The sequence below is a fragment of the Nocardia sp. NPDC019219 genome, assembly GCF_040632645.1.
GTDB classification, from domain to species: domain Bacteria; phylum Actinomycetota; class Actinomycetes; order Mycobacteriales; family Mycobacteriaceae; genus Nocardia; species Nocardia sputorum.
This window is the reverse complement of record NZ_JBEYCG010000004.1, coordinates 441,468-467,583: the sequence shown is the minus strand read 5'-3', so window position 1 is coordinate 467,583 and position 26,116 is coordinate 441,468. Positions and strand designations below refer to the sequence as shown.

The 26,116-nt window shown below is 67.9% G+C and carries 23 protein-coding genes; 7 read left to right on the top strand and 16 right to left on the bottom strand.

The window, feature by feature from the left end; genetic code table 11:
* Positions 1 to 257: 257 nt before the first annotated feature.
* Positions 258 to 1,856 (bottom strand): phosphoglycerate dehydrogenase, encoded by a 1,599-nt coding sequence (serA, locus tag ABZ552_RS11585; RefSeq protein WP_281878430.1) that lies wholly within the window; start codon positions 1,854 to 1,856, stop codon positions 258 to 260.
* 143 nt (positions 1,857 to 1,999) lie between these two features.
* Between serA and ABZ552_RS11580 the strand changes: the two genes are divergently transcribed.
* Together ABZ552_RS11580 and ABZ552_RS11575 are read left to right on the top strand one after the other, a co-directional pair.
* Positions 2,000 to 2,554 (top strand): TetR/AcrR family transcriptional regulator, encoded by a 555-nt coding sequence (locus tag ABZ552_RS11580; RefSeq protein WP_063019731.1) that lies wholly within the window; start codon positions 2,000 to 2,002, stop codon positions 2,552 to 2,554.
* 67 nt (positions 2,555 to 2,621) lie between these two features.
* Positions 2,622 to 4,331 carry an alpha/beta fold hydrolase gene (locus tag ABZ552_RS11575; protein WP_357436799.1) on the top strand — a complete coding sequence of 570 codons (1,710 nt, stop codon included), beginning with the start codon at positions 2,622 to 2,624 and terminating at the stop codon, positions 4,329 to 4,331.
* 716 nt (positions 4,332 to 5,047) lie between these two features.
* Here ABZ552_RS11575 and ABZ552_RS11570 read toward each other — a convergent pair.
* Entirely contained in the window at positions 5,048 to 5,974 is a 927-nt protein-coding gene (locus tag ABZ552_RS11570; protein WP_357436796.1) for a LysR family transcriptional regulator, read from the bottom strand.
* Positions 5,975 to 6,066: 92 nt separating this feature from the next.
* On the opposite strand from ABZ552_RS11570, the gene ABZ552_RS11565 reads away from it, so the two are divergent.
* Positions 6,067 to 7,257: an MFS transporter gene (locus ABZ552_RS11565; protein ID WP_357436793.1), complete on the top strand. Its 1,191-nt coding sequence runs from the start codon at positions 6,067 to 6,069 to the stop codon at positions 7,255 to 7,257.
* Positions 7,258 to 7,309: 52 nt separating this feature from the next.
* Positions 7,310 to 8,116: a nucleotidyltransferase domain-containing protein gene (locus tag ABZ552_RS11560; RefSeq protein ID WP_357436789.1), complete on the top strand. Its 807-nt coding sequence runs from the start codon at positions 7,310 to 7,312 to the stop codon at positions 8,114 to 8,116.
* 57 nt (positions 8,117 to 8,173) lie between these two features.
* Here ABZ552_RS11560 and ABZ552_RS11555 read toward each other — a convergent pair whose 3' ends face one another.
* From ABZ552_RS11555 to ABZ552_RS11515, 9 genes are all read right to left on the bottom strand, one after another.
* Positions 8,174 to 8,377 carry a cold-shock protein gene (locus tag ABZ552_RS11555; RefSeq protein ID WP_014987157.1) on the bottom strand — a complete coding sequence of 68 codons (204 nt, stop codon included), beginning with the start codon at positions 8,375 to 8,377 and terminating at the stop codon, positions 8,174 to 8,176.
* 434 nt (positions 8,378 to 8,811) lie between these two features.
* Complete coding sequence (iolD, locus tag ABZ552_RS11550) at positions 8,812 to 10,695, bottom strand: 3D-(3,5/4)-trihydroxycyclohexane-1,2-dione acylhydrolase (decyclizing) (RefSeq protein WP_357436786.1); 1,884 nt, start codon at positions 10,693 to 10,695, stop codon at positions 8,812 to 8,814.
* Complete coding sequence (iolB, locus tag ABZ552_RS11545) at positions 10,686 to 11,582, bottom strand: 5-deoxy-glucuronate isomerase (RefSeq protein WP_357436783.1); 897 nt, start codon at positions 11,580 to 11,582, stop codon at positions 10,686 to 10,688. Before iolB ends, iolD begins: the two co-directional genes overlap by 10 nt.
* A gap of 152 nt (positions 11,583 to 11,734) precedes the next feature.
* On the bottom strand, positions 11,735 to 12,628 hold the full coding sequence (locus ABZ552_RS11540; protein ID WP_281878420.1) for an aldolase: 894 nt from the start codon (positions 12,626 to 12,628) through the stop codon (positions 11,735 to 11,737).
* Positions 12,629 to 12,689: 61 nt separating this feature from the next.
* Positions 12,690 to 13,634, bottom strand: coding sequence for a 5-dehydro-2-deoxygluconokinase (gene iolC / locus ABZ552_RS11535; RefSeq protein WP_281917657.1), 945 nt, complete (start codon positions 13,632 to 13,634; stop codon positions 12,690 to 12,692).
* Positions 13,631 to 14,413, bottom strand: a complete 783-nt coding sequence (locus tag ABZ552_RS11530) for an ATP-binding cassette domain-containing protein (RefSeq protein WP_357436778.1) — start codon at positions 14,411 to 14,413, stop codon at positions 13,631 to 13,633. The genes iolC and ABZ552_RS11530 overlap by 4 nt, the downstream gene beginning before the upstream one ends.
* Complete coding sequence (locus tag ABZ552_RS11525) at positions 14,410 to 15,456, bottom strand: ABC transporter permease (protein WP_281917656.1); 1,047 nt, start codon at positions 15,454 to 15,456, stop codon at positions 14,410 to 14,412. Before ABZ552_RS11525 ends, ABZ552_RS11530 begins: the two co-directional genes overlap by 4 nt.
* A gap of 10 nt (positions 15,457 to 15,466) precedes the next feature.
* Positions 15,467 to 16,462, bottom strand: a complete 996-nt coding sequence (locus ABZ552_RS11520) for a sugar ABC transporter substrate-binding protein (protein ID WP_357436775.1) — start codon at positions 16,460 to 16,462, stop codon at positions 15,467 to 15,469.
* Positions 16,463 to 16,479: 17 nt separating this feature from the next.
* Positions 16,480 to 17,376 (bottom strand): TIM barrel protein, encoded by an 897-nt coding sequence (locus ABZ552_RS11515; protein ID WP_357436772.1) that lies wholly within the window; start codon positions 17,374 to 17,376, stop codon positions 16,480 to 16,482.
* Between the two features lie 247 nt (positions 17,377 to 17,623).
* Between ABZ552_RS11515 and ABZ552_RS11510 the strand changes: the two genes are divergently transcribed.
* The 3 genes from ABZ552_RS11510 to ABZ552_RS11500 all read left to right on the top strand — a co-directional run bounded on the left by ABZ552_RS11510 (position 17,624) and on the right by ABZ552_RS11500 (position 20,055).
* Positions 17,624 to 18,625, top strand: coding sequence for a LacI family DNA-binding transcriptional regulator (locus tag ABZ552_RS11510; RefSeq protein ID WP_357436769.1), 1,002 nt, complete (start codon positions 17,624 to 17,626; stop codon positions 18,623 to 18,625).
* Between the two features lie 60 nt (positions 18,626 to 18,685).
* Positions 18,686 to 19,705: a Gfo/Idh/MocA family oxidoreductase gene (locus ABZ552_RS11505; RefSeq protein WP_357436766.1), complete on the top strand. Its 1,020-nt coding sequence runs from the start codon at positions 18,686 to 18,688 to the stop codon at positions 19,703 to 19,705.
* A 71-nt stretch (positions 19,706 to 19,776) separates the two neighbouring features.
* On the top strand, positions 19,777 to 20,055 hold the full coding sequence (locus ABZ552_RS11500; protein ID WP_357436764.1) for a hypothetical protein: 279 nt from the start codon (positions 19,777 to 19,779) through the stop codon (positions 20,053 to 20,055).
* Between the two features lie 50 nt (positions 20,056 to 20,105).
* Here the strand turns inward: ABZ552_RS11500 and ABZ552_RS11495 are convergent, their stop codons facing one another.
* The 5 genes from ABZ552_RS11495 to ABZ552_RS11475 form a co-directional block, all read right to left on the bottom strand.
* Positions 20,106 to 20,654 (bottom strand): GNAT family N-acetyltransferase, encoded by a 549-nt coding sequence (locus tag ABZ552_RS11495; RefSeq protein WP_357436761.1) that lies wholly within the window; start codon positions 20,652 to 20,654, stop codon positions 20,106 to 20,108.
* Positions 20,651 to 21,976: a hypothetical protein gene (locus ABZ552_RS11490; protein WP_357436758.1), complete on the bottom strand. Its 1,326-nt coding sequence runs from the start codon at positions 21,974 to 21,976 to the stop codon at positions 20,651 to 20,653. The genes ABZ552_RS11495 and ABZ552_RS11490 overlap by 4 nt, the downstream gene beginning before the upstream one ends.
* On the bottom strand, positions 21,903 to 23,744 hold the full coding sequence (locus tag ABZ552_RS11485) for a DEAD/DEAH box helicase (protein WP_357436755.1): 1,842 nt from the start codon (positions 23,742 to 23,744) through the stop codon (positions 21,903 to 21,905). Before ABZ552_RS11485 ends, ABZ552_RS11490 begins: the two co-directional genes overlap by 74 nt.
* The gene (locus tag ABZ552_RS11480; protein WP_357436752.1) at positions 23,741 to 25,168 is read right to left on the bottom strand and encodes a transcriptional regulator; all 1,428 of its coding nucleotides are present in this window, start codon (positions 25,166 to 25,168) and stop codon (positions 23,741 to 23,743) included. The genes ABZ552_RS11485 and ABZ552_RS11480 overlap by 4 nt, the downstream gene beginning before the upstream one ends.
* 100 nt (positions 25,169 to 25,268) lie before the next feature.
* A complete protein-coding gene (locus ABZ552_RS11475) occupies positions 25,269 to 25,943 on the bottom strand; it encodes a hypothetical protein (RefSeq protein ID WP_357436749.1) in 675 nt (224 codons plus the stop codon).
* Between the last annotated feature and the right edge of the window lie 173 nt (positions 25,944 to 26,116).

Here is a 26,116-nt window from a genome sequence, read left to right as displayed (position 1 = left end):
CCACAAAATAAGCACCTCGTACACCGTCGTGGGGGGTGGGGTTTTTGGCCGCCGGGGGGGGGGGGCCGCCCGGCGCCGGGCCTCGCGTGGTGGGGCGGGTCGCGGGGGGCGGGGGGGGGCCGGGCGGGCGGGGGGGCGGCCCCCGCGCGCCCCGCCCCGCCCGCCGGCCCCGCGCGGCCGCCGCGCCCGCGGCCGCGCACGATGCTTCGTGCGCGGCGCCGATTCAGCGTTCGCCGGGGCGGTGCGCCCCGAGCGGATCAGGACAGGTCGACCTGGACGACCTTGGCCGCGCCGACGGCCTCGGCGATCGCGGTCTGCACCCCGGCGGGCACCTCGCGGGCCACGCGCAGCACGACTGTGGCACCTTCCTTGTCGACGTCCTGGGTCAGCTGCGCGGCCAGGATGTCGACCTCGGCCTCGCCGAGCTTGGTGCCGATCTTGCCCAGCGCGCCCGGCCGGTCCTCGTAGTTCAGGATGGCCAGGTTCAGGCCCTCGGCGCGCATGTCGTAGTTGCGGCCGTTGATGTTGACGATCTTCTCCACCAGCTGCGGCTCGGTCAGCGTGCCCGCGACGTTCAGGGTGCTGCCGTCGCCGAACACGGCGCGCAGGTCGACGACGCTGCGGTGGCTCGGGCTCTCCGAGGCCGTGGTGACCTGGGCGGTGATGCCGCGGTCCTTGGCCAGCGCGGGCGCGTTGACGAAGGTGACCTGGTCCTCGACCAGCGCGGAGAAGATGCCGCGCAGCGCGGACAGCTCCAGCACGGCGACCTCCTGCGCGGCCAGCTCGCCGCGCACCTGGACCTCGACGCTGACCGGCAGCTCGTTGGACAGCGCGCCGAGCAGGGCGCCCTGCTTGCGGACGATGTCCAGCCAGGGCGCGACCTCTTCACCGACGGCGCCACCGGTGACGTTCACCGCGCCGGGCACGAATTCACCGGCCAGGGCCAGCAGCACCGACTTGGCGACGTCGGTGCCGGCCCGGTCCTGGGCCTCGGAGGTGGACGCGCCCAGGTGCGGGGTGACGACGACCTGCGGCAGGTCGAACAGCGGGCTGTCGGTGCACGGCTCGGTCTCGAACACGTCCAGGCCCGCGGCGCGCACGTGGCCGGACTTGATCGCCTCGGCCAGGGCGGCCTCGTCGACCAGGCCACCGCGGGCGGCGTTGACGATGATCACGCCCGGCTTGGTCTTGGCGATGGCCTCCTTGCCGATGAGGCCCTTGGTCTCCGGGGTCTTCGGCAGGTGGATCGAGATCAGGTCGGCGCGCTCGAGCAGTTCGTCGAGGGTCAGCAGCTCGATGCCCAGCTGCGCGGCGCGCGCGGGCGACACGTAGGGGTCGTAGGCGACGATCTTGGTTTCGAAGGCGGCCAGGCGCGCGGCGAACAGCTGGCCGATGCGGCCGAGGCCGATGACGCCGACGGTCTTGTCGAAGATCTCGACACCGTTGAACTTGCTGCGCTGCCAGGTGTGCTCACGCAGGGTGGCGTCCGCGGCGGGGATCTGGCGGGCGGCCGACAGCAGCAGGGTGACCGCGTGCTCGGCGGCGGTGTGGATGTTCGAGGTGGGCGCGTTCACGACCATGACGCCGCGCTCGGTGGCGGCGGGCACGTCGACGTTGTCCAGGCCGACGCCGGCGCGGGCGACGATCTTCAGGTTCTTCCCGGCTTCCAGGACCTCGGCGTCGACCGTGGTCGCCGACCGCACCAGCAGCGCGTCGGCCTCGGGCACCGCGGCCAGCAGGGCCGGGCGGTCCGGTCCGTCGACCCACCGGACCTCGACACCGTCACCGAGCGCGTCGACGGTCGACTGGGCGAGCTTGTCGGCGATCAGAACTACAGGACGGCCTGCTTGGCTCACGTGGAGTACTCCTGGGGAATGGGGTCGGCAATTACCGCCGACCAGCTTAGTGCGCGCGATTTCCGGCCCGCCTACCACCTGGTAGGCGGCCGTCGTCAGTCGCGGGCCTGGCAAAAATATGAAGACCGGTCTACAGTCAGGGCATGGGCGTCAAAGGCACCGAGACTCGCGGCAAACTCGTCGACGCCGCGCGCACCCTGGTCGAGCGGCACGGCTACTACGGGGCCGGACTCAACCAGATCCTGGCGGCCAGCGGGGCGCCGCGCGGGTCTTTGTACTTCCACTTCCCCGGCGGCAAGGACGAATTGGTCGCCGCGGCGATCGCACAAGCGGGCAAGGAGATCGCGGCGCTGATCGACGCGATCGAGCCCGGCGACGCCGCCGGGGCCGCGAGCAGGCTGCTGCGTGCGTTCGGCGATCGGCTCGAAGCGTCGGGCTGGCAGCAGGGCTGCCCCGTCGCCACGGTGGCCTTGGATGTCGCTGCCGCGAACGATCCGATCCAGGCCGAATGCGCCGCCGCGTACGCCGCTTGGGAGCAGGCGTTGCGATTGCGACTGCGCGCCGACGGTCGTAAGGACGCGGACGACTTGGCCGCCGCGATGCTGGCGATGGTCGAGGGCGCGCTGTTGCTGGCACGGGCGCAACGCAGTCGCGAACCCCTGGAACGCGTCGAACGGGCACTGCACTCCCTGCTCTGAACGCGGATGTTACGTCGGCGTTCACGCATGTCACCAAAATATGTAGACCGGTCTAAAAGGAGTAGTCATGTTGGACAGCATCGTCTTCGGAGCCGCGGGGTTCCTCGGCCGCAACGCCGTCGCCCGCTTACTCGAGCAGGGGCATTCCGTCGCCGCCGCCCTGCGGCCGGGCAGCGAGGAGCGGCTCACCAGCTGGCTGCGACGCCGAGGGGTGGACTCCAGCGGGTTGGAAATCGTCACGTGTGACGTCACCGCCCCGGATCTGGGCTTGCCCGCCGGGTTCGACGCGTCGGGCATCCGCGACGTGTACAACTGCGCGGCCCGCTTCTCGTTCGGGCTCGCGGCCGAGGACGCGTACGCGGTCAACGTCACCGGTGCGCTGCGCGTGCTCGACTGGTCCGCCGCCCTCCCCGAACTGCGCCGGGTCGTACACATCACGGGTTATCGGATCACCGTGGAGGAATCGGAGGAACAGCACTACGAGAACGGCGCGTACGGCGCGTCGAAGTTCGAATCGGATCCGCTGCTGCGCAGGCGGGCGGCGGAACTCGGCGTCGCGCTGACCATCGCGAACCCGAGCAGCATGATCGGTCCCGGCCAATACATCGGGCTGGCCACCGTCGTCGAGGACCTGTGGAACGGGCGGCTCCCGGCGATCCCCGGCGGGCCGGAGACCTTCGTGCCGATCGTCGATCTGGACTACTTCACCGACTTCCTGATCAGCCTGCCCGCGCTGCCCGACACCGCGGGCCGCTCCTACACGGTCCTCGACGATCGCACTCCGGTTTTGCCGAAGCTGATCCGGCTGCTGGCCGGGCACCTCGGGGTCCCCGCGCCGCGGTTCTCCATTCCGGTCGGCGTCATCTCGAAGCTTCCTCGTGCGCTGACCGGCGCCGATCCGGAGACGCTGACGTTCATCGCCGACGACCGCTACGACACGTCGGCGGCGCAGGACGTGGCCCGCCGCGCCGGGCTCACCATGCCGCCGACCGAGGCGACGCTCCGCACATGGGCCGACCATCTCGTCGCCAGCCGGTTCGGCGCGGTGCCCGACGATCCGACCGCCGGTTTCGCGGACGGCGTCTGGGTGAGCGGCGAGCGGCGGCGCCCTGACTACGTACTGCTGCACGGGCTTCCGCTCGACGGCGAGTCGTGGAACGCGGCGCGCGCGGAGCTGGACGGGCCGAGCCTGGTCGTGGACCTGCCCGGCCTGGGACGCTCGGCGCCCGGCGACGCCGATGCGGTGCTGCCGGACCTGCTCGCTTCCGTCCGCACCCGCCCCGTGCTGGTCGGCCACTCACTCGGTTGCGGTCCGGTGCTCCGGTACGCCGCGCAGCATCCCGAGCGGATCTCCGGGGTGGTGCTGGTAGCTCCGGCGTTTCTCCAGCCACGGTCCGGCTCGCTGCTGCGCTCACCATTGGCCGCGGCGGCGCTGCGCCGGATGTCGGCCGGCGATCTGGCCCGTCGGCTCGGCGTGCCGGAGAGCGCCGCGATCGCGAGCGCCGCGGCCAACCTGCGCAGGCCGGGCGTCGCCGCCCGCACCGTCGCCGCGCTGCGCCGCGCGAGCGCCCCCGCGCGGCGCGAGGAGTTGCGAGCCCTGCTCGCTCGGATCGAGGTGCCCGTACGGATCGTCACCGGTTCCGCCGATCCACTCACCGTCGCCACTTCCCGCGACGCGGTCTCGATCGAGGGTGCGGGCCACTACCCGCAGTTGACCCATCCCGCGCGACTCGCGGCCGAACTCACGCGAGTCTCCGCCGTCGAGGCGCGCAACTGACCGCACCCGTACGGGAGGCCGCCCAGACCTTCTGGATGAAGTCAGTTCGAAACGTGGCGCGCCTCGGCGGAACGGCCCACACAGCGGCGGGCCCCCGCACCATCCGGTGCGGGGGCCCGCTCGGTCACGCCTCGGGTCGGCGTGGGACCCGGTCGAGCGTCTCGACCGTCACGTCGGTCAGCGGCCGCCGAAGGAACCCGTCCACAGGGTGTCGACAAGGCCGTGCAGAGCAGCGCCGAGCGTATCGAAAAGACCGTTCAGTGCAGCGCTGCCGGTGTCGATGATAACGGGGATCATGGAAATACCTCTTCCTCGAACTTATCCAGTCGAACTGGCTGACACGGGGGACATCGGCACTCGATCGGCTCCGGTTACGAAATTCGATAATATGGAGATGCAGACCACATCCAGTGTCAATAGTGATCCACCTCACGGCGCATGGCTTGATTGAGCTGGCAATCTAGTCAAACGTCAAGGTCAGAAGCGTAAATTCGCGTCGGCAATTTCTTCCGACAACAGATATCTCGAGTAGCTCGGAAAAATTCGATAAGCCCCTGAAAATAGGGCCGCACACGCCCTCGGCGACGAGCATCACAGGCTGCGCGATAGAGAACTCGAATAATTCTCTGCTCTCTATCCGGCGGCTCGGGAAAATAAGCAACGCCATGTCGGCCGGGATATTCGGGCTGACGGAGCAATCCGGAGGGCCGGGTAGGTCAGCATGCCTCCACCGTGACGCTCCGCACGTCGTCGATCCCCTTCGTGGCGGCCACCGCGCGAGAGAACGCGCGCACCCGCGGCGTCTCGCGGTGACGGCGCCACACCAGCCCGAGCCGGGACTCGGCGATTCCGGTCACCGGGACGAAAGCCACCGGTCGCCTGCGGTGCGATTCCGCGGTGGGATGACACAGCAGCATCGCGCCGCGACCGGCCGCCACCGCCGCGAGGCCCTCCTCGAGCGTGCCGACTTCCGGGCCGGTACACACCGTCCGGCCCTCCGGCGTCACGTCCAGCTTCTGCGCCCGCCGCCAGTACTCCGGCGCCGGAGCGCGCACTCCGATCAAGGGAAACTGGGCGACTTCCTCCACCGACAGCGCGGCGCGTCCCGCCACCGGATGGGAGCTCGCCACCGCCAGCGTCTGCTGCTGCCCCGCGAACACCGCTCCGAGCACCAGATCACGTTCGCCCATCGGCAGCAGCACGACCGCGGCGTCGACCTCGTCACGCCGCACCGGGCCGAACGGATCGGCGAGCGGGATCTCGACCAGCTCGGCCGAGCAGTCCGGATGCCACCGCTGGAACAACTCGACCGCGGCCATCAGGTGATCGTTGCCCGCGCCCTGGAACCCGATGCGCAAGATGCCGTCCATGCCTCTGGCGGCCGTGCGGGCGCCGTCGACCGTCGCGCGCAGCGCGGCGTAGGCGGGCCGCAGTTCGGCGAGGAAGTCAGCGCCCAGCGGGGTCAGCCGGACGCTGCGGCTGGTCCGTTCTACCAGCCGCCCGCCGATGCGCCGCTCCAGCGCGCGCAGCAGCTGGCTCACCCGGCTCTGCGATACGTACAACCGCTCGCCCGCCCGCCCGAAATGCAGTTCCTCGGCGACCACGAGGAACGCCTCCAGCTCACGGACCTCCAGCCCACCCATCAGCTTCCCTTCCACGGTCGATGAGTCCAGCTCATAGAACTATGAGACCTTCGCCGTTGTTTCCCTTCGCCGGGCGCGTTTGCCTGGTGGACATGACACAGGTTGAGGAAGTCGTTGCGAGACGGCAGTTTCCGGCGCTTCGCGGCGCGCTCGGCGTCGCCGCGGTGACAGCGGGCACGTTCACGGTGGTGACCTCGGAGATGCTGCCGGTGGGCCTGCTCACTCCGATCGGCGCGGCACTGCGGGTGACCGAAGGCCGCGCCGGTCTCGCGTTGACGGTGACGGGGTCGGTCGCCGCGTTGTCGGCGCCCTTGGTGACTGCGGCGCTGCGTCGCGTCGAGCGCAGGCTGGTGCTGTGCGGGCTGATGGCGGTGCTGGCGCTGGGCAACCTCGGGACGGCCTGCGCGCCCGGCTTCGGTGTGCTGATCGGAGCGCGGGTGCTGGTCGGCATCGGCATGGGCGGGGTGTGGGCGATCGCGGCGAGCCTCGCGGCGCGGCTGGTGCCGGCGCGCTCGGTGCCTGCCGCGACGTCGCTGATCTTCTCCGGCGTCGCGGTCGCCTCGGTGCTCGGCATCCCCGCGGGGACCTTCCTCGGCGCGCTCGCCGGATGGCGCATGGCGTTCGTGGCCGCGGCCTGCCTCGCGCTGGCGGTGCTCGTGGCCATGGCGGCCTTGCTGCCGCGGCTGCCCGCGACGGAAGCACTGCCGTTGCGTGGCGTGTTGCGACTGACCCGGCAGCCGGGCTTGCGCGTCGCTCTGCTCGTGGTGGCGTTCCTGGTCACCGGCCACTTCGCCGCCTACACCTACGTGCGGCCGGTGCTCGAGGAGATCACCGGCGTCGACGCGGCGACGATCGGCACACTGCTGCTGGTCTACGGAATCGCCGGTGTGGCGGGCAATTTCGCGGCGGGAGCGGTGGCGGCGCGGACCCCGCGCGGCACTCTGATCGCGATCGGCTCGATCCTGGCCGCGGCCGCGATCGCCTTGCCCGCGCTGGGCGTCTCGCTCGCCCAGGCCGTGGTGCTGATGATCGTGTGGGGCGTGTCCTACGGTGGCGTCTCGGTGAGCGCGCAGAGCTGGGTCTTCGCCGCCTCGCCGCAGGCGAGGGAAAGCGCATCCGCGCTGTTCGCCGGGGTCTTCAATGCCGCCATCGCGCTGGGATCGCTGACCGGCGGCGTGGCCGCGGACGGGATCGGCGTCGCCGCCGCCATGTGGCTGGGCGGGACGCTCGCGGTCGTAGCGGTGCTCGTGGCTGCGCTGGGGGAGGGTGCGCGGCGCTCCTGAACGACGAAAAAGCAGCTGCGACAGCGTTACTCCGGCACCTACCATCGCGTCCATGTCTCTGCGCGCGATACCCGCTTCGATGGACCCGGCGGTGGTCGGGGCCATCGACGGTGAGCTGGATCGAGTGGAGCGGGAGCACCGGGTGTCGATCCGGCTGGCGATCGAAAGCGGCAGCCGTGCTTGGGGGTTTCCGTCTCCCGATTCGGACTACGACTGCCGGCTCGTCTACGTCGCGGCGCTGGAGACCTACCTGTCCCCGTGGCGCACCCGCGACGTGGTGGAGACACCGCTCACGGACCTGCTCGACGTGAACGGCTGGGATCTGGCCAAGGCGCTGCGGCTGCTGGTGCAGGGTAACGCCGTGCTCGTCGAGTGGCTGATGTCGCCGATCGTGTACCGCGGCGACACGCGGTTCCGCGATCGGTTGCGCGCGGTGGCCGACGAGGTCGCCGACCGCGACAAGATCGCCCGGCACTATCTGCATCTGGGCGCCAAGCAGTGGGCGCTGTTCGAGCGCAGCGGGGCACTGAAGAAGGTGTTCTACGCCCTGCGTCCGGCGATGGCGCTGCGGTGGCTGCGCGAGCATCCCGCGGCGGCGGTGGCGCCGATGCATCTGCCTACGCTGTTGCGGCAGTGCGAGCTGCCCGCGGAGCTGACGGCGGCGGTCACCGAGTTGACCGAGCTGAAGTCACGGACCCGCGAGATGGGCAGCGGTTCGGTGCCCGCGCCGATCACCGCGTTCATCGCCGCCGAATTCACCCGCGCGGCGGAGGTGTTCCGCCGGTCCGGTCACCGCGATCTCACGCGCGCCCGCGCGATCACCGCGGAGTTCTTCCGCGACGAGGCGCTGGCGGGCTGAACAGGGGAAAGGCCCCGCACCATCCCGGTGCGGGGCCTTTCGGAAGCTAAGTCGCGATCAGAGAACGCGGACGTCCTGGGCCTGCGGACCCTTCTGTCCCTGGCCGATCTCGAACTCCACGCGCTGCCCCTCATCGAGGGACCGGAAACCCGAGCCGCTCACAGCCGAGTAATGCACGAAGACGTCGGGCCCCCCGCCGTCCTGTGCGATGAAGCCGAAGCCCTTCTCGCTGTTGAACCACTTCACAATGCCTTGAGCCATTTCATACTTTCTGTAGACGAGCCAGGTAGGTGTTATGAGATGCCCTGGTCTCGTAGATCAACGATGCCATGATCCGACGAATTACTCACGTTCCGCACCACCAACTGTGAGCTAACGCTCACGACGGTGCTCGGCGCCGTCGTGCGCGAGTGCACTCGCGACGCTCGCTCAGGGGCGGCCTGGTCTTTCACCTCCCACGCTCGGACGGGTCCCGATCGCGCCACATCGTCGGGCCCACTCGTCGGATACCCGCACTTTTCGCCGGATAACACTCGCCGCCTCCCCCGGCGAGCACACCCGGCCGGACCCGGGCTACCACGCCGGACGGCAGGGGACTTCCGCCTCGGCACGACTCGGCGGCGATACGCATTCGCTACCAATTATCTTGTGCCGCAACGCCTTTCAGCGTACCACGGACAGACTCCCAATCCAGCCTAGGCCGGTGGATCCCCGGGCGCACCGTTCGTTAAGTTCTGTTCAGAGCCGAGATAGCGCACCTGACGCGGTTTGGTCTCGTCGTAGGCGGCTCGGCCCGCCAGATGTTCCGGCACACCGACCTCCCACCACGCGCCCGCGTCGGTCCACGCCGACGGCTGCGTCCGCACGACGAGCACGGCCGGACGACGCTCGGCTCGTGCCGCCGCGCGCGCCCGCTCGTATGCGTTACGGAATTCGTTCAGATCGGCGGCGGCGAAGACGGCACAGCCCAGAGCGGCGGCATGAGCGGCGAAATCGACGCGGGGCGGATGCTCGCGCGTGCTGCGGCAATCGGCGTAGAAGTTGTTGAACGACGCGCCGCCCTGCCCCTCCTGCAGCCGCGCGATCACGGCGTAGCCGTCGTTGTCGCAGACCACCGCGACGAACGGATGCCCCGCGAACGCCGCCGCGAACAGTTCCGAGTTCAGCATCAGATACGACCCGTCCCCGAGCAGGGTGGTCACCACTCCGTCGGTGCGGGCCATGGCCGCGCCCCACGCGCCGGCGAGCTCGTAGCCCATGCAGGAGAAGCCGTACTCCACGTCCATGGCGGGCGCGCCGCCGGTCGCCCGCCAGCCGCCGATCAGTTCACCGGGCAGGCCGCCGGAGGCCGTCATCACGTAGTCGCTCGGACCGCTCAGATCGTTCACGACGCCCACCACCTGGGCGTAGGTCGGCGTGCCCGGAGTCGGTGCGCGCAGTTCGTCGATATACGCGTCCCACCTCCCGCGGAGTGCGGCAGCCCGCGCGGTCCACTCCGGATCGACCGACCAGTCCCCCACCTGCCCGGCCAGCTCCCGCACGGTGGCCTCGGCGTCGCCGATCACCGCGCGAGCGCCGTGTTTGACGGCGTCGAACCGTGCGACGTTGATCGCGACCAGACGAACATCCGGTGCGAAGACCGTCCAGGAGGCGGTGGTGAAGTCTTGCAACCGGGTCCCGATCGCGAGAACCAGATCGGCTTCGGCCGCCATCGCGTTCGCCGACGCCGAGCCGGTGATGCCGAGCGGTCCCGCGAACAGCGGATGGTCGTGCGGCACCAGGGAGCGACCCGCGGTGGTCTCCACGACCGGAAGACCATGACTTTCGGCGAATCGCAGCACGGTCGGCCCCGCTCCCGAGTAACGGACGCCGCCCCCGAGCACCAGCAGCGGGCGGCGCGCGGCGCGTAATACGGCGACGGCGCCGGCAAGAGCTCGCTGATCGGGCCGAGGCCGCATGAGACGGTGCGTCACCGGTTCGAAAAGCGCGGCGGGGAAGTCATAGGACTCGGCTTGGACGTCCTGCGGAAGCGCCAGGACGACCGGACCGGCCGCGGCCGGATCGGTCAGCACGCCGACCGCTTGGGGCAGGGTGGCGAGCAGCTGTTCCGGGCGGGTGACGCGGTCGAAATACCGGCTCACCGCGCGGAACGCGTCGTTCACCGTGACGGTCGGGTCGCCGAAGTGCTCGACCTGCTGCAAAACCGGATCCGGCGCCCGTCCGGTGAACGTGTCGCCCGGAAGCAGGAGAAGCGGAAGGCGATTAGCGTGCGCGACACCCGCCGCCGTCACCATGTTGAGCGCGCCGGGACCGATCGAAGAGGTCGCGACACCGACCTGACGCCGGTGGGTGGCCTTCGCATAGCCGACGGCCGCGAGCGCCATACCCTCTTCGGTGTGCCCGCGCCAGACCGGGAGCTCGGCACGCCGCTCGTGCAACGCGGTGCCGAGGCCGAGCACGTTGCCGTGGCCGAAGATCGCGAAGACGGCGGGGAACAGCGGCACGTCGCGGCCGTCGAGCGTTTCGGAACGCTGGGCGATCAACCAGGCCACCAGCGCCTGCGCCGTGGTCAGTCGCATCCGATCCGTCCTTCGTGGGAGGTGACCGGGCAGCGCGGGTCGAGCGGCTCGGCGTCCCAGCGCGCCCGCACCCAGCTGTGGGCCGGGTCGTCGCAGAACGCCATCGATCGCTCGGGCGCCGGGCCGGCCAGCACGTTGAGGTAGTACATGGGGTAGCCGGGCGCCGCGACGCAAGGGCCGTGATAGCCGTGCGGGATCAGGAAGACGTCGCCGTCGCGCACCGCGACGTTCTCGTTCACCGTCCCGTCGGCCGTGTAGGTGCGGTGCAGGCCGAATCCCTCGCGCGACGGCGTGACGCCGTCGCGCCCGGCGATACGGAAGTAGTAGATCTCCTCGTTGACGACTTCGCAGTCGCTCGCTCGGTCGTGCTTGTGCGGCGGGTAGGACGACCAGTTGCCGTCCGGGGTGATCAGCTCGCAGGCGTTGAGTTTGTCCGCGTGCTCCCACACGCCGGGTATCCCGAAATTGGTGACCTGACGGGTCGCGTTTCCCGCGCCCCGGATTTCGACCGGCACCTCCTCCGCGGGGCCGTATCTGGGTTCCAGCCGTTTCCCGCAGCGGGCCAGCGGCAACGCCACCTCCAGGTCACCGCCCTCGGCGGTCAATTCCACCTCGGCGTCGCGCGGCACGTAGGCGAAATCCGTCACGCGAGTGAACACCGATTCCCGGCCGGTCAGCGCGAATGTCTCGCCGTCCACGCGCACCGTGCACGCTCCGGCCAAGGGTAGGACGAACGCCTCGAACTCGCCCGTCCGCAGGACCCGCGACCGGTCCGCACCGATGCGCAGGACCCGCAATCCGGCGTAGGTCCATCCGGCGGCGTCCGGGGTCAACAGGATCGGATCACCGTCGTGACACAGCGTTCCTTCGGGACGATGCAGTGTCATCACACCTCCTCTGTACGCGTTCCGTTCTCTGGGCGCGCTCCGGAGTACCGGCGACCCGCTCGCTCCGCAGGACGGCCGGACTCGACCGCGTCGTCCGGAGAAGGCGACCGGTGGAGCCGACGGGAAAGCGGTCGGCGCGGCGATTCGCAGCCTCATCGGCCTTCCTTCAACAGGCGGGCGGCGGTCGCGACCGCCTTGGCGACGTCACCGTCCGGCGGGTACAGCAGGGTGCGTCCCACGACGAGACCCCGAACCACGTCGTGGCCTAACGCCCCGCCCCACAGCGCGCGATCCACCGCCGGGTCCCCGGACGGCGCACCGCCGAGCACGAGCACCGGCAGGGTGGTCGCGTCGAGCACCGAGATATCTTGCGGCGCCGGGATTTTCAGCCAGGTATAGGCCGAGGTGACGCCGAGACCGGAAGCCACCGTGATCGCCCGCGACAGCGACAGCGCGTCCTTGCTCATCACCAGCGCCCCGGAATCGTCCCGGTGGTAGGGCAGCGGTTCGACCATCGCCATCAGCTGGTGCGCGGCCAGCGCGGAGACGGCCCGCGCGCAGGCTTGCAGCGTCGGGACGGTGCCCGCGTCGGAATCGACCAGACGCAGCAGCATCTTGCCGCCGTCGAGCCGGAATCGCGCGAGGGAATCCGCGTCGTATCCGGTGAATCGGTCGTCGATCTCCCACTCCGCGCCCGCCAGACCGCCGCGGTTCATCGATCCGATCACGACCTTGTCGTCCAGCGCGTCCAGCAGCAAGAGTTCCTCGACCACGTCCGGCGAGCCCAGTACGCCGTCGACATCCGGGTCGGCCAGCGCGATGAGCAACCGTTCCAGCAGCGTGCGCCGATCCGCCATGGCCGTGCGATCCTCGCCGACGCCGAGCGCACCGCGTGCCGGGTGATCGGCTGCGACCAGGAACAAGGTCTGCTTACCCGCCAGCAGGTCGGCGCGGCGCACCCGCTTCGCGTAGGCCCCTTCGACCGCGGCCGGGTCCGTCGCACGTACGCGCAGCAGTTCGCGCCACCGTTCGTCGGTCAGATGCATAGCACCTGCTCCAGCTCCGCGCCGACTCGGTCGCCTCGCGGCTCTTCGCCCGTGCGCCGGTTCACCCGCACAGCAGTTCCTCGATCTCCGCGTTGGTGGGCATCGCGTCCGCGCAGGCCAGACGCGCGGCGACCAGCGCGCCCGCCGCGTTGGCGTAGGTGGCGATGCGCCGAGGATCCCAGTCCGAGAGCAGGCCGTGGATCAACGCGCCGCCGAAACCGTCGCCCGCGCCGAGCCCGCACACCACGTCCACGCGGCACGGCGGCACCGTCCAGCGTTCCTCGGCGGTGGCCGCCAGCACCCCGTCGCCGCCTTGTTTGATCACCGCGAGGCGCACCCCTCTGGCGAGCAGCCGGTCGGCCGCCGCGTCCGGGTCGGCGGTGCCCACCGCCACCTCGACCTCCGTGCGGTTGCCGACCACCACGTTCACGTGGTCGACCATCCACCCGATCTCCGCCCGCGCGGTGTCCACGTCGGGCCAGAACATCGGCCGATAGTCCAGATCGAGCACCGTGTGCCCACGTCGTGCGCGCCGCAGCAAGATCTCCCGCTGGGTGCCGCGGCCCGGCTCGGCGCTCACTCCGGTGCCCGTGACCCACAGCAGCGGCACGGCGTCCACCACTGCCCAGGGCACTTCGTCCGGGGTGATGGTCAGATCCGGCGCGATCGGCGCGCGGTAGAACAACAGCGGCGGATCCGACGGCGGCGTCAGCTCGCAGAAGACTACGGGCGTCTGCAGGTCCGGCGCGGTCGTCACATACCGGGAGGAGACGCCGAAGTCCTCCAGCGCCATGCGCACGAAGTCGCCGAAGCCGTCGGGGCCCACTTTGGTCAGCACGGCCGAACGACGGCCGAGCCGGGCGGCGGCCACGGCGACATTGGTGGCGGTGCCGCCCAGGAACTTCGCGAAACCGCGCACCTGTGCCAGGGCTACGCCGCTCTGTTCGGGATAGAGGTCCACTCCCACGCGGCCGATGGTCAGCGCGTCCAGCTCGCCCGCGTTCACGGCGTCACCACGCGCTGCAGTTCGTGCTGCAGCGCCTCGAGTTCCGCCCCGCCCGCCATCTGGCGGATCAGTTCGGGCAGGTCGATCTCGGACTTCTCGTAGGAGCCCAGCACCGCGCCCCGCTTCAGCAACAGGAACCGGTCGCCGACCGGATAGGCGTGGTGCGGGTTGTGCGTGATCAGTACGACACCGAGCCCGCGGTCGCGCGCCTGCACGACGTATTTCAGCACCACCCCGGCCTGTTTGACGCCGAGCGCCGCGGTGGGCTCGTCGAGGATCAGCACCTTCGCCCCGTAGTGCACGGCCCGTGCGATCGCGACGCATTGCCGCTGGCCGCCGGACAGGGTGCCGACCGGCTGTTCCATGTCGCGGATCTCGATACCCATGTCCGCCAGTGCGGTTCGTGCGATCTCGCGGCCCTTCTCGCGGTCCAGCAGACGGAAGGGGCCGTAGCCGAAGGTGGGCTCGGAGCCGAGTACGAAATTGCGCCACACGCTCATCAGCGGAACCACCGCGAGATCCTGATAGACCGTGGCGATGCCGCGATCCAAAGCCGCACGGGGTGAGGCGAACCGGACCGATTCGCCGTCCACGCGAAGGTCGCCGCGGTCGTGCTGGTGCACCCCGGCGAGGATCTTGATCAAGGTCGATTTGCCCGCGCCGTTGTCGCCGAGCACGCAGGTCACCTCGCCCGCGCTCACCACCGTGGACACGTCCCGGAGGGCGACGACGCCGCCGTAGCTCTTGCCGAGGTCGACGGCCTGGATGAGGGAAGTCATCGGCGCACCCTTTCGGCTCGTTTCTGGAATCTGTTGTTGACCAGGACCGCCGCCAGCAGCAGCACGCCGAGGAACAGCATGAACCAGTCGCTGTCCCAGCGGGCGAACACGATGCCCTGGCGCGCCATGCCGAAGATGAGCGCCCCGATCGCGGCGCCGACCGCCGAGCCGAAGCCGCCGGTGAGCAGGCAGCCGCCCACCACGGCGGCGATGATGTAGTGCAGTTCGAGCCCGACGCCCTGGTTGGCCTGCACGCTGGCGAACCGCAGGATGTCGCAGGAACCCACCACCCAGGCCGCGAACGCGGTACCCATGAACAGCAGGATCTTGGTGCGGTCGGCGGGCACGCCGACCGCGCGGGCGCTCGGCAGCGCACCGCCGACGGCGAAGATCCAGTTGCCGAACCGGGTGCGCACCAGAATCGTCGCGGCGATCGCGGTCAGCACGATCCACCAGACCACCGAGGCTTGCAGGTGCGCCTCGCCGAGGTCCAGGGTCGACGCGAAAACCCAGCCCGCCGATTGGTAGCCGTCCGCGCTCCGCACGCCCGACACCTGCACCGTGTCGGTGACCAGCCGCGTCACGCCGAGGTTCAGTCCTTGCAGCGCGAGGAAGGTGCCCAGCGTGACGATGAAGCTCGGCAGGCCGGTGCGCATCACCACCCAGCCGTTGAACGCGCCGACGGCCAGCGCGAACACGAGCGAGGCGAGCAGCGCGAACCACACGTTCCACCCGGCGTGCACCGCGAGTAAGGCGGTGACCAGCGCCGTGGAGGCCGTCATCACGCCCGCCGACAGATCGAACTCACCGCCGATCATCAGCAGCGCCACGGCCACCGCCATGATGCCCAGCGTGGAGGCATCGTCCAGCCAGGTCGCGACGCCGAGGGGGCTTAGGAACCGGTCGGTGACGAGCGAGAAGAACACGAACACCAGCAGTGCCCCCAGCGCCGCGCCGATCTCCGGCCGCACGGCCAGGCGTTGCAGCGGCGAGAGGCCCGGCCGGTCCTGCGCCGGGTCGGATGTCTTCGTGGCAACGGTCATGTCATCCACCTCAGCGCGTGCCCTGCGCGACGAGCGCGGCGACGGCTTCCACATTGCTCTTGTCGACGAAGCCGGGGCCGGTCTGCACCGGCGCGCCGCCTCCGACGGTGTTCAGGTTCGTCCGGTACAGCTGCAGCAGCACGATCGGCAGATAGCCCTGCTCGTACTGTTGCTGATCGACCGCGAACAGCAGCTTTCCGGCGCGGATCTCTTCCACCACATCGGAATTCAGATCGAAGGTCGCGACGGTCGCACCGGACGCCGCCTCCCGGACCGCGTCCACGGCCCGCGCGGCGACCTGCGAGTTCAACGTCAGCACCGCGTCGATGGAACGGTCGGCTTCCAGCGCGCCTTTGATCCTCGATTGCGCGTCGGTGGGATTGTTGATGTCCACCTGCAGCGTGGTCGCGTCGCCGAACGCCTTGGTCGCGCCACCGCAGCGCTCGTTCGCGCCGATATTGCCCGCCTCGTGGACGACGCACAGCATCTTCGTGCGCCGGGCCTCGGCGAGCCGCTTGCCCGCGGCCTGTCCGGCCAGCGATTCGCTCTGGCCCACATGAACGAACGCGCCGAACTTCGCGCTCTCGGACTCCCCCGAATTGATGGTCACCACCGGAATGCCCGCGGCGACAGCCTTTTCCACGGACGACCGCAGCGCCTCGGGATTGGCCATCGAGACGACGAGCCCGTCGACGCCCTGCGCCACCGCGTTGTCGATCAGCTTCGCCTGCTGGCCCGGATCACCGGAGGCGTTGTAGGCCACCCGGATTCCGAGATCCTTGCCCGCGGCCTCCGCGCCGTTCTTGACGACGTTCCAGAACGCGTCGCCGGGACTGCCGTGGGTCACCACCGCGACGGATTCCACCGTCCCGGCGGCGATCGGCGTCTGCGAGGGTGCGGGCGCGTCAGCGCCGGGGCCACTGCACGCGGCCAGCATTGCGGCCGTGGCGATCCACGGCAGCAGGCGCCATCCGGCGGTCACGCCGCGCTGTCGTCTCGAAGACATCGTTGTCGTCGCTTCCTCTAGATTCCCGCTGCGGCGAGCGCGATGTCGGCCAGGTGGCGCAAACTGCGACCGGTGTCATCGCGGGCCTGTCGAGCCGAGTCGCCCGGCCGCAGTACGGCATCCTGCTCCAGCACGTACCAACCTCGGTAGCCCGCGGCCCGCATGGTGTGCACGAGTGCCGCGATGTCGACGTCGCCATCTCCCAGCGGGACATACAGCCCGCGGCGCACGGCCTCGCCGTACTCGAGCTTTCCCCCGCGGACCTGATCGGCCAGGGCGCCGCGGACATCCTTGAGATGGATGTGCCCGATCCGCTCGGCGTGTCGCGCCGCGAGCCGCACCGGGTCCGTGCCGCCGATGAGCAGATGGCCGGTGTCCAGACAGATGTCGAGATCGGAATCGGCGAGGAACCGCTCGACTTCGGCCTCGCTCTCCACATGGGTGCCGACGTGCGGGTGCAGCACCGTGCGCAGCCCGTGCGCGGCGGCGGCGTCGCGGATCGCGGCGGCCGTGTCGACCAAGGCGCTCCACTCCGAGCCGTCGAGCTGCGTGCGCGCGTCGTACCCGCCGAATCCGGTCGCGGCGGCGAGCACGAGAACTTCCGCACCGGCGGCGGCCAGCAGGGCGGCGGCGTTCTCCGCGCGGTGGACCGCGTCCCGCCGGTCCCGGTGCAGCACGACGGCGAGGAATCCGCCGACGGCGGTGAGCCCGAAGGTCTCCAGTAACCGGCGCAGCTCCACCTGATCCTGCGGCAGATAGCCGGGAGGACCGAGTTCTGTCGCGGTCAACCCCAGCGCGGCCATCTCCCCCAGGACGGTCCGCGCGTCGAGCACGTGACCCCAGCCGGGGACCTCACAGACCCCCCAGGAGATCGGCGCGGCCGCGACGCGCAGCGGGTAGAGGGATTCGGTCATCGGTACTCTCCCGTCGAGGTTCACCGCTCTATTGGAGCGCTCCAACTATGTAACGCGGGTCATAGCGTGTCAAGAGTCGTCAGCGCGTCGACCGAAGCGCGATTACCAGGCAATTTCCGCTCTTCACGCCGCTCCCGAAGTCGGTCCGCCATCGCGGATTTCCGATTAGAGCGCTCTATTGCCTCGCCTACCAGGAACTTGTATCGTCCGAGCCGAAAAGGGCCTACGGAGGCGGAACGGAGGCGTCATGGCACGACCGACCATGGAAGACGTCGCTGCCCGCGCGGGCGTCTCGCGCGCCCTCGTCTCGCTGGTCATGCGCAACTCCCCGAAGGTCAGCGAACACCGCCGCCGCGCCGTGCTGGACGCGGCGAAAGACCTCGGCTACCAACCGCACATCCTGGCTCGCTCCCTCGCCAGCCGGACCTCCAGCATCGTCGGCGTGATGGTTTCCGATCTGCGCAACGCCTTCTTCGCCGATGTCGTCGAGGGCATGGACGCCGCCGCCCAGACCCGCGGCCTGGAACTCATCCTCAACACCGGCCGGCGCACCGCCGCCCGCGAGCGTGCCGCCCTGGAGAGCTTGCTCTCCTTCCGGCCGGGGGGCGTCATCCTGCTGTCGCCGGTCCTGCCCGCCGCCGCCATTCGCGAAGCGGCGCAGCAAGCTCCGCTGGTGCTGGTATCCCGCACTTCCACCGTCGCCGAGGTCGACACGGTCAACGACGACGGCGAGATCGGTGTCGGCCTGGCCGTCGATCACCTCGTCTCCCTCGGACATCGGCGCATCGTGCACCTCGACGGCGGCGGCGCCTTCACCTCCGCGCCGCGCCGCAAGGGCTACCGCGCCGCCATGCGGCGCCACGGCCTGGAGCCGATGGTCGTGCCGAGCGAGCACACCGACGCCGCGGGCATGGCCGCGGTACGCAAACTGCTGAACCTGTTCTCCAGCGAGAATTTCCCCACCGCGCTCGTATGCGGCAACGATTTCAACGCCGTCGGGGCCATGTCCGCGCTCGAGGAGGCGGGCCTGCGGGTGCCCGAGGACGTCTCCGTGGTCGGCTACGACAACACCTCCCTGGCCGCCCTGCGCCACGTCGCGCTGACCACCATCGACCAGCCACGCATCCAGATGGGCCGCCTCGCGATCGAGGCGCTCGCCGAACGCCTCCACGACGGCCGCACCACCCCGGCCCGCCGCCGGGTGGAACCTTCGCTCGTAGTCCGCTCCACCACGACCGCTCCACGCTGAACCACCAGGCCCGCAGCCCCGCCACCGCACGTCGCGATTCCACATATATAAGGAGAGCCGATGTCCTCGCACCGAGCCGTCACGCTGGGCCTCGCCGGAACCGGCCGCATCGGGAGCGCGCACGCCGAGACCCTGAGGAAACTCCCGAACGTGGCCACCGTCCTGGTCGCCGACGCCGACGCGGCCCGCGCCCGCACCACCGCCACCGACCTCGGCGTCGAGTTCGCCCCCGATCTCGACGCCCTCTTCGCCGCCGACCTCGACGGCCTGATCATCGCCACCGCCACCGACGCCCACCCCGAACTCATCATCCGCGCCGTCGACGCGGGCATCCCCGTCTTCTGCGAAAAACCCGTCGCCGCCGACATCACCGGCACCCTCGCCGTCATCGACCACCTCCGCAGCTCCCCCGTCCCCGTCCAGATCGGCTTTCAACGCCGCTTCGACGCCGGCTACCGCGCGGCGCGCGAAGCGATCCGCTCCGGGCGGCTCGGCTGGCTGCACACGTTGCGCGCGACGACCCTCGACCCGGCGCCACCGCCCGCCGAATACATCGCCCGCTCCGGGGGCATCTTCCGCGACTGCGGGGTGCATGATTTCGACATCATCCGCTGGGTGACGGGTCGCGAGATCACCTCCGTCTACGCACTCGGGGCGAACCGGGGTGCGTCGTTCTTCGCCGAAGCGGACGACGTCGACACAGCGGCGGTGCTGCTGCGCCTGGATGACGGCACCATCGCCACCGTGTCACTGACCCGATACAACGGGGCGGGGTACGACGTGCGACTCGAAGCGTTGGGCTCCAAGGGGAATGCGATCGTCGGGCTCGACGACCGCGCGCCGCTCACTTCCGTCGAACCCGACCACAGCCCCTCCCCCTATCCTCCCTATGCAGGGTTCATGGAGCGCTTCCGTCCGGCCTATGCCGATGAACTGGCGGCGTTCATCGAGGTCGCGACCGGACAGCTCGACAATCCCTGCCCGCCTGTCGACGCGCTGGAAGCGTTCTATGTCGCAGAGGCGTGCGAGCTGTCGCGGCGGGAGAGGCGAGCCGTCGAGGTAGCCGAAGTCCGGCGCTGACTGATTCGAAGTACGCTCGGTTCGTGGCAGATGATCATCACCAGTATGTGCGGTATGAGCAGGACCGGGCCATGCTGGCGACGATCGGAACCTCTCTCGATTCCCAGACCACTCGGATCAGCGTGCGGTTGCCTCGGTCCGCGGCTGAGTCCGCGGTCGCTGCCTGGAACCGCGACGAATCGTGCGAGATCGAGAACGAGAGCCGTGCACAGTACGAACTCCGTGACGCTGCCGCCGAGCTGGCTTTGATCGGCCTCGCAATCACCACGCGCGGGGTCTGGGATGGTGATGAGGTCGTCGTCGACCTGGACCTCGTTCAGATCGCGGCGGCATTGCGGGCCGCGCGGTAGGCCAAGCCGCTGCAGCTAGGGCGCGCTTTCCGTATCTCAGGTCCTTTCGCTCAGTGCAACGGCCGGGCCATCTCGTCCATAATCGGCGCGTCGGCAAAGGGCTGATCTTGACCGATCACCTGCCAGCCCCACGCCTCGTAGGCCGCGCGCGCAGGGTTGCCCACTCGCACCAGCAGGTAAGCCAAGCGTTCGGGGCGCTGCGAGAGCAAGGTGTCGTGAAAGAGCCGTGCGTAGCCCTGGCCTTGGTAGTCGGGGTGCACAGCGAACTCCCGAAAGATATAAACGGCCACGCTTTTCGATCCCGTAGCTATACGCGGGTAGACCCAAACTGCTTTCTTCCACACCGCTTGCGATCGACGGTAGGGCGTGCCGAACGCATAGCCGATCATCCGGCCGTCGATCCGGGCCGCGACGAGTTCGAACCCAGGTATCGGGGCGTACATCTCTTCCAGGCGTTCCCAGAATCGGGCTGGGCTGTACCACGGTTTGTCTTGCTGCTCGCGGTGGGAGTCGAGATATAAGATCTTCAGTTCGTCCGCGAGCTCGAGTGTCCCGGCCGCGTCATAGCGGGCGAGTTCGAGAGAGCGCGAGGTGGTCACGATTCGAGGGTCTCTGTTCGACGCACGGCGTCGCCCCGAAGTAGCTCGTGCAGTTCCCGTGCGCTGCCCGTGCGCCGCTGGTCTTTCGGTACGGCTGCGAGGACTTGCTCACCCAGGCCCATGACGAATCGCGTTCGATGTTCGATCGGCAACTCTTCCAGCGTGGTCGTCGCGTAGCCGGCACCCTCGATGGAATCACCGGCCGAGACCAGGCAAAGCGCTCGTTGCAACTCGATCTGGATCGGCCCGCGTCGACTGTCGGGCGGGTACAAGTCGAGCGCCGCCGACTGCGCTTCTTCTGCCCGGCGGGTATCGCCCAGATGGGAGTACACGAAACTCTCGGCGAATTTGACTCGCTCTTCGGGGTAGGCCCAACAGTGCCAGCTGTGATCCTTCGTCATGTGAGACGGGAGGGCGGCGAAAGTCTCCCGCAGCTCGATCAACGACGCCTCGGCTTCCTCGGCGCGCCCTAGCAAGGCGAATGATTGTGCCCTTGCGGCAAGCAGGCTCGGTCTTCCGACTGCTGGACCATCGGCAATCAACTGATCCGATTCCCCGAGCTCTTCGATGATGGTTTCAGGTGACTGTCCGTCATAGATCGCCCGAATAGCCCTGCGCCCCCGCACGAACATCATCGTGTGAAGGTCACCAGAGCAGTCAGCCGCGTAACGCGCGGTGCGCCACCACCGCATGCCTTCGCGTCGCTGGCCGAGGTCCCCGATGGCCTGAGCCATGTACTGGCTCAGTAGAGCGCCGATCTTGTACAACTCGCGTCGCTGGCGGGAATCTGCCGACATGCCAAGCGCCATCTCGAGACTCAGAACGTCGGCCAACAGCATCTCGCGCAGTTCCGCCGCCGTGTGGGTGACGTAGGCGGCCCCGTATTCGCGGATGATCTCGTTCCAGTCGTCGAGGTCAATCGAGACAGTCTCGGCGACAGCTCGATTCAGCCCATGCCGCGCTGACTCCAAGCCAAAGGCCATACCGACACCAGCGGCCGGCGCGCTGAGCAGAAAACTTCGGCGTCGCACGTCATCGACCTCTTTCCCCGCGTTCGGCAGGAACATCGGTGAATCATCCGACTCCATGCTATCCCTGCCGGTTCCGCGCTGGGCCGGACGAAAACCGAGTTCGGCGTCAGTCGCCACACCGAGCACAGCCCGCAACCCGGCGCGGTATTCCGCATTCGGCCAGCGAAGGACGCCACGCTCCAACTTGCCGATAGGTGAATTGAGAAACAGCCGGGCACTACGCCTCGTTCGTAGGCGAGTCGAGATGCCGTAGAAGGGCGCGTACATCGGCGACATCCATTCCAGCACCAACCGCTGGTTCCTCCTGCAAGTCAGCGAGTTGCTGTACGCCAGGGTCGTCAAGGATGCGGCCCATGAACTCCAGTTTCTCGTCTAGTCGCAGACGCACCACCTCATCGACCGTATCGCGAGTGACCAGGATGGTTACCCTTGTCTCGGTGTCCGGCGCCAGGCCAAGGCGGTGAATGCGGTCCAGGCTTTGCAGAAACCGGCCGGCCATGAAGTCACGATCGACATATACAGCATCGTGGCAGACCTGGTGGAGGCTGATACCCTCGCCGAGGGTGGCCGGGTTTGAGATCAAGACATTGCATTCAGGATCTTGACGGAAACGCCGGAGTTGCTCGTCGCGGTCGGGGGTGCCGCCGTAAACGACGGCTGGGTTGTAGCTCGAAAGCAGCTTTTCCAGCGTGGTGAGACTGCGCACGAATGTCGTCCAAACTAGCGTTTTGCGGCCATTTGCTACGTTGTCCGCGACGATCCTCAATGTCTCCTGATACTTCGGCGAGAGCTCGATGCGCGGTAGCTTTTGCAGAAGCTCGAATAGGGAATCGCCTGGCGAGGGTTCTAGGGGCGGAAGTTGATACTCCAGCGGTTCGTATGGGCTGGCGCCCTCCAGGAGCAATGCGGGGCTGATGGCAGCCATCAACAGCCGCAGCATGGCCCGGCCAAGAGCCTCGATGCTCTTACGCGAGCCTTCCGCCCGGGCGGAGAAGTTGCCCTTGAGGGCTTCATAGACTTCGGCGTGAAGCGGCGGCATATCCAGGTAACGGACCTTTGGTTCGAATGGCGGAAGCCCCAGCTCTCCCTTAGTCGTACGGGTGAACAAGGGCCGCAGCACCGAACTGGCGTAAGCCAAGTCACCGCCCCTGACGGCATCTGTCACCACACGCTTCCCATGCCCTGGCCATACGAAGGACAGTAGGTTTTCCAGATCCTTCGCTCCATTGGGAGCCGGCGTTCCGGTAAGGATCAATCGCCTGCTTGCCAGCGGACCGAGGGCGAGGCAGGCAGCACCATAAGTACCATTGGCGCCGAGCTTCATTCGGTGTGCCTCGTCCAGCACGATCATGGATGGCCCCGACCGCAACCAGGTGGCTAGGCGGCCTAGTGAACGGTCCAGCCGCTCGTAGTTCACGATTCGCAGCTCGGCGAGGAGGTCATCGGAACGTCCAGTTACCGCAGTGCGTAGCGGTTGCTTGAAACACACGGCGCTCTCGTACTCCCAGGACTCATAGGCTGACTTCGGTCCTACAACCAGCAGCCTTTGAGCCTCTCCGCGCTCGCGTGTCGCTGCGTAAACCGCCAGGGCAACACGGGTCTTGCCGGCGCCTGGGACGCTGAAGTTAGCGCCGTGGCGTAGCGAAAGTAGCCGGGCGACATCCCGTCGCTGGAACGAAGTGAGGTCGGCAGTCCAGTCCGAACCCAGCAATGCGACCACGTCTTCCGGCTGAACGACGTCATCGATGTTTCTGGAGCGCGGGTCTTCCAGGCTACGCTGTACCACGTCGGCGTCGTCAAGCACGCCATTGACGAGCGCCATGAGGTCTGCGTCCCAGTCGACGCCTGGGTGGGTCCAGGTGGCGAGTTCGCTAAGGTTGACCAGGAAGTCGTCTAAGTCGATCTCTGCAGACAGCGGTCCGCGCTGGCCGCTCGTAGACATCTTTGCGGTCAGCTGCGCGAAGTCGCGCTGGAAGCTCGATGAGGTACGGAGTTCCACTCTGGTGCGTGTAACGTCGAAGCCCAGCAGTAGCGAAGGAGTGGTCTGGTGGTTGCTCATGCCTGTGGTCGCTTCACGCTGACCGCGGCGATCAGCCAGCCCAGTCCGTTCCCGGGCAAATCTATGCTGCGCTGAGCCTCAATCGCCAGTTTGTCTAATACCGTGCGAAGCCGATCGATAGCGTCATCGAAGGCCCCCTCATCGAGGCTCGAATTTCCCCGGGACATCACGAGATCGGTGATGGACTGCTCCAAGTCTTTGCATGCGTCGTTGATTCGGTCTGGGGCAGCCAGCCGCTTTCGTCGCAGCCGAGCATCCCGGCCTGCGGTATCGATTGCCTCGTTGAACGCATCTCTATAGCTAGAGATGATCGATGCGGCAGCAGATTGCTCGGCAGGCGTGGCAACCTCGCCGATCGCCTCGACAGCCTTTGCCTGAAGTAATGCATCGGTGACAGAACGCGCAGCGGCAACGTTCGCACCTGCCGTCTTCACGCTACGGTTCAACCCCGGAATGGCAACGGTAGAGGGGGTATCCACCTGGGTTGCCCTCAATTCGTCGGGCAGGATCTTATCCAGGTAGCGACTCTGGAAGTCGGCGTCGATATAGCGAACGTCGGTCTTGGAGAAGTCGAGCAAGATCGCAGAAAGCCGCGCCTCCTTGAGCAGGTCGGCCTCTTCCTTGGTCTTAGCGTTCCTGTAGGCGCGGTAGAGTTCGGCGAGCTTCTCCTGAGATCGCTCGAGGTCCATGAGGCGCAGTGACGCTCCGCCGGCCGTCACGCTGCGCTTTATAAGGTCCCGTAACTGCGCGAGGACCCAGAGATCGCGCTCACAAGCTTGCGTGGTGGTGTGAAACGCCTTGGCTATTATCGACAAGTCGCGATTCAGCTCGACCCTCTGCTCATCGATCGCAAGCAGACGGTTGATGTACGAGTAGTCACGCCTCTGGTCCGGGCGCAACTGAAGGGACAGTTCGACGTCATTGATGTCTTCCCATGTGCAGGATTCCGGCAGTACCCCGACGCGCATACTATTGATGGTGTTGAGTTCGCGAAGCGCTGCACAACGGGTGTTTCCGTTGACCAGAATGCCTTCGTGGGTGATCAGGCCGGGTTCATTCTGCTTGTGCTCCTGCAGGCTTTCTTTCAAATCATCGAACGCAGGGTCACGGCGATCAGGTTCCGAAGGCCGTATCGTCAGCAGATACCGCAGGTAATCTTGACTCTTCTCAGCCCAAGGATCTGCAGTGAGGATGGCATCCCGGGCTGGATCCAGGCTGCGCTGCGCGCGTATGCGATGTGTGCCGGGGTTATAGAGCAGAGCATCCAGAGGCATGTCGATCACCTCGACGTGCAGCGGTCGGCCGCGCCACTCCACCGTCAAGGTCTCGGTAACTCCTGTGTACTCGCGCTGCTCCTTGAGCCGTTGCTCAACCAGGGAGCGAGTAGTAGCGGCGTTCGGAGGAACCCCGAAGTCAAGAAACATTTCTAGCAATCTCCTTGCGAAGATGTGGAGGAGGAAAAGTGCAGCAACCGAAGACGAGATAGGGCAGCCGAGACCGCCCCGACGAGCAATGAGCCCCGAGCTAGGTCAGCGCGGCACGGATAATGTCCCTGGACTCTGCAGGCAACGTCCGGTAAGCGGCCCATAGGTCCTCTGTCTCACTGAAGCTGCGAGCGTCCTGTTCTACCCAAGCCGCCAGCATCTTCCGCTCGTAGGCAGGCAAGCAGTCGATACGTGACAGGACCTCGCCCAGATCGGCGGTCAGGTCGCGGCCTCCGATGCGGCAGCGGTTGCACTCGATCACCAATTGAAGCTCCGTCTCACCAGTAGGCATCCGGACCGAACGGCGCGCAATATCGAGCTGTGAGGCGACGTATGTGCCGGCATACCGCTCACCGGGCCCGATTCCGCACGAGCGGCACTTATGACCATCGCGCATCATCAAGGCGTGCCGCTCAGCGGCCGTCACCGTGACACCAACCTTCCGAGTTGCCTTGCCGGGCTCCCATACGGGGATACCCTGCCTGACGAACCGGTGCTCATGTGAACCCAGGGCGGGGTCCTCGCGATTGGTGTCGATGCGCCATTCGAAGTCACGCAGATCGCGCATCCGACGGTCGATCTGGGAGGTATCGGGGAAGGCATCGCGCAAAGCGGTCTTCGTGAACACCTCACCAACGCCTACCTCCTGCACGAGCCAGAGCGCTACGCGCTTCATGGTACCGAGATTCGAGTTGTTCCAGCTAGGCATTGTCATATGAGGAATCCACCTTTCGGGTCAAGAGGGGCCAGCTTCGAGCAGCACCGCAGGATTGCGGCACCGACCAAAGTGCGGCATACCGCACCCTCTGAACTGAACAGCAAGGGAGGCCGGATCGAAAGGCAGCCGTGTGTCCTGGCTTTCGGATCATCCAAACCAGGACAGTGAGC

Coding starts and splice junctions, on each gene's coding strand:
- ABZ552_RS11580 (WP_063019731.1), top strand. CDS start 2,000: ATGGGCGTCAAAGGCACCGAGACTCGCGGCAAACTCGTCGACGCCGCG.
- ABZ552_RS11575 (WP_357436799.1), top strand. CDS start 2,622: ATGTTGGACAGCATCGTCTTCGGAGCCGCGGGGTTCCTCGGCCGCAAC.
- ABZ552_RS11570 (WP_357436796.1), bottom strand. CDS start 5,974: ATGGGTGGGCTGGAGGTCCGTGAGCTGGAGGCGTTCCTCGTGGTCGCC.
- ABZ552_RS11565 (WP_357436793.1), top strand. CDS start 6,067: ATGACACAGGTTGAGGAAGTCGTTGCGAGACGGCAGTTTCCGGCGCTT.
- ABZ552_RS11560 (WP_357436789.1), top strand. CDS start 7,310: ATGTCTCTGCGCGCGATACCCGCTTCGATGGACCCGGCGGTGGTCGGG.
- ABZ552_RS11555 (WP_014987157.1), bottom strand. CDS start 8,377: ATGGCTCAAGGCATTGTGAAGTGGTTCAACAGCGAGAAGGGCTTCGGC.
- iolD (WP_357436786.1), bottom strand. CDS start 10,695: ATGCGACTGACCACGGCGCAGGCGCTGGTGGCCTGGTTGATCGCCCAG.
- iolB (WP_357436783.1), bottom strand. CDS start 11,582: ATGACACTGCATCGTCCCGAAGGAACGCTGTGTCACGACGGTGATCCG.
- ABZ552_RS11540 (WP_281878420.1), bottom strand. CDS start 12,628: ATGCATCTGACCGACGAACGGTGGCGCGAACTGCTGCGCGTACGTGCG.
- ABZ552_RS11530 (WP_357436778.1), bottom strand. CDS start 14,413: ATGACTTCCCTCATCCAGGCCGTCGACCTCGGCAAGAGCTACGGCGGC.
- ABZ552_RS11525 (WP_281917656.1), bottom strand. CDS start 15,456: ATGACCGTTGCCACGAAGACATCCGACCCGGCGCAGGACCGGCCGGGC.
- ABZ552_RS11520 (WP_357436775.1), bottom strand. CDS start 16,462: ATGTCTTCGAGACGACAGCGCGGCGTGACCGCCGGATGGCGCCTGCTG.
- ABZ552_RS11515 (WP_357436772.1), bottom strand. CDS start 17,376: ATGACCGAATCCCTCTACCCGCTGCGCGTCGCGGCCGCGCCGATCTCC.
- ABZ552_RS11510 (WP_357436769.1), top strand. CDS start 17,624: ATGGCACGACCGACCATGGAAGACGTCGCTGCCCGCGCGGGCGTCTCG.
- ABZ552_RS11505 (WP_357436766.1), top strand. CDS start 18,686: ATGTCCTCGCACCGAGCCGTCACGCTGGGCCTCGCCGGAACCGGCCGC.
- ABZ552_RS11500 (WP_357436764.1), top strand. CDS start 19,777: ATGCTGGCGACGATCGGAACCTCTCTCGATTCCCAGACCACTCGGATC.
- ABZ552_RS11485 (WP_357436755.1), bottom strand. CDS start 23,744: ATGAGCAACCACCAGACCACTCCTTCGCTACTGCTGGGCTTCGACGTT.
- ABZ552_RS11480 (WP_357436752.1), bottom strand. CDS start 25,168: ATGTTTCTTGACTTCGGGGTTCCTCCGAACGCCGCTACTACTCGCTCC.
- ABZ552_RS11475 (WP_357436749.1), bottom strand. CDS start 25,943: ATGACAATGCCTAGCTGGAACAACTCGAATCTCGGTACCATGAAGCGC.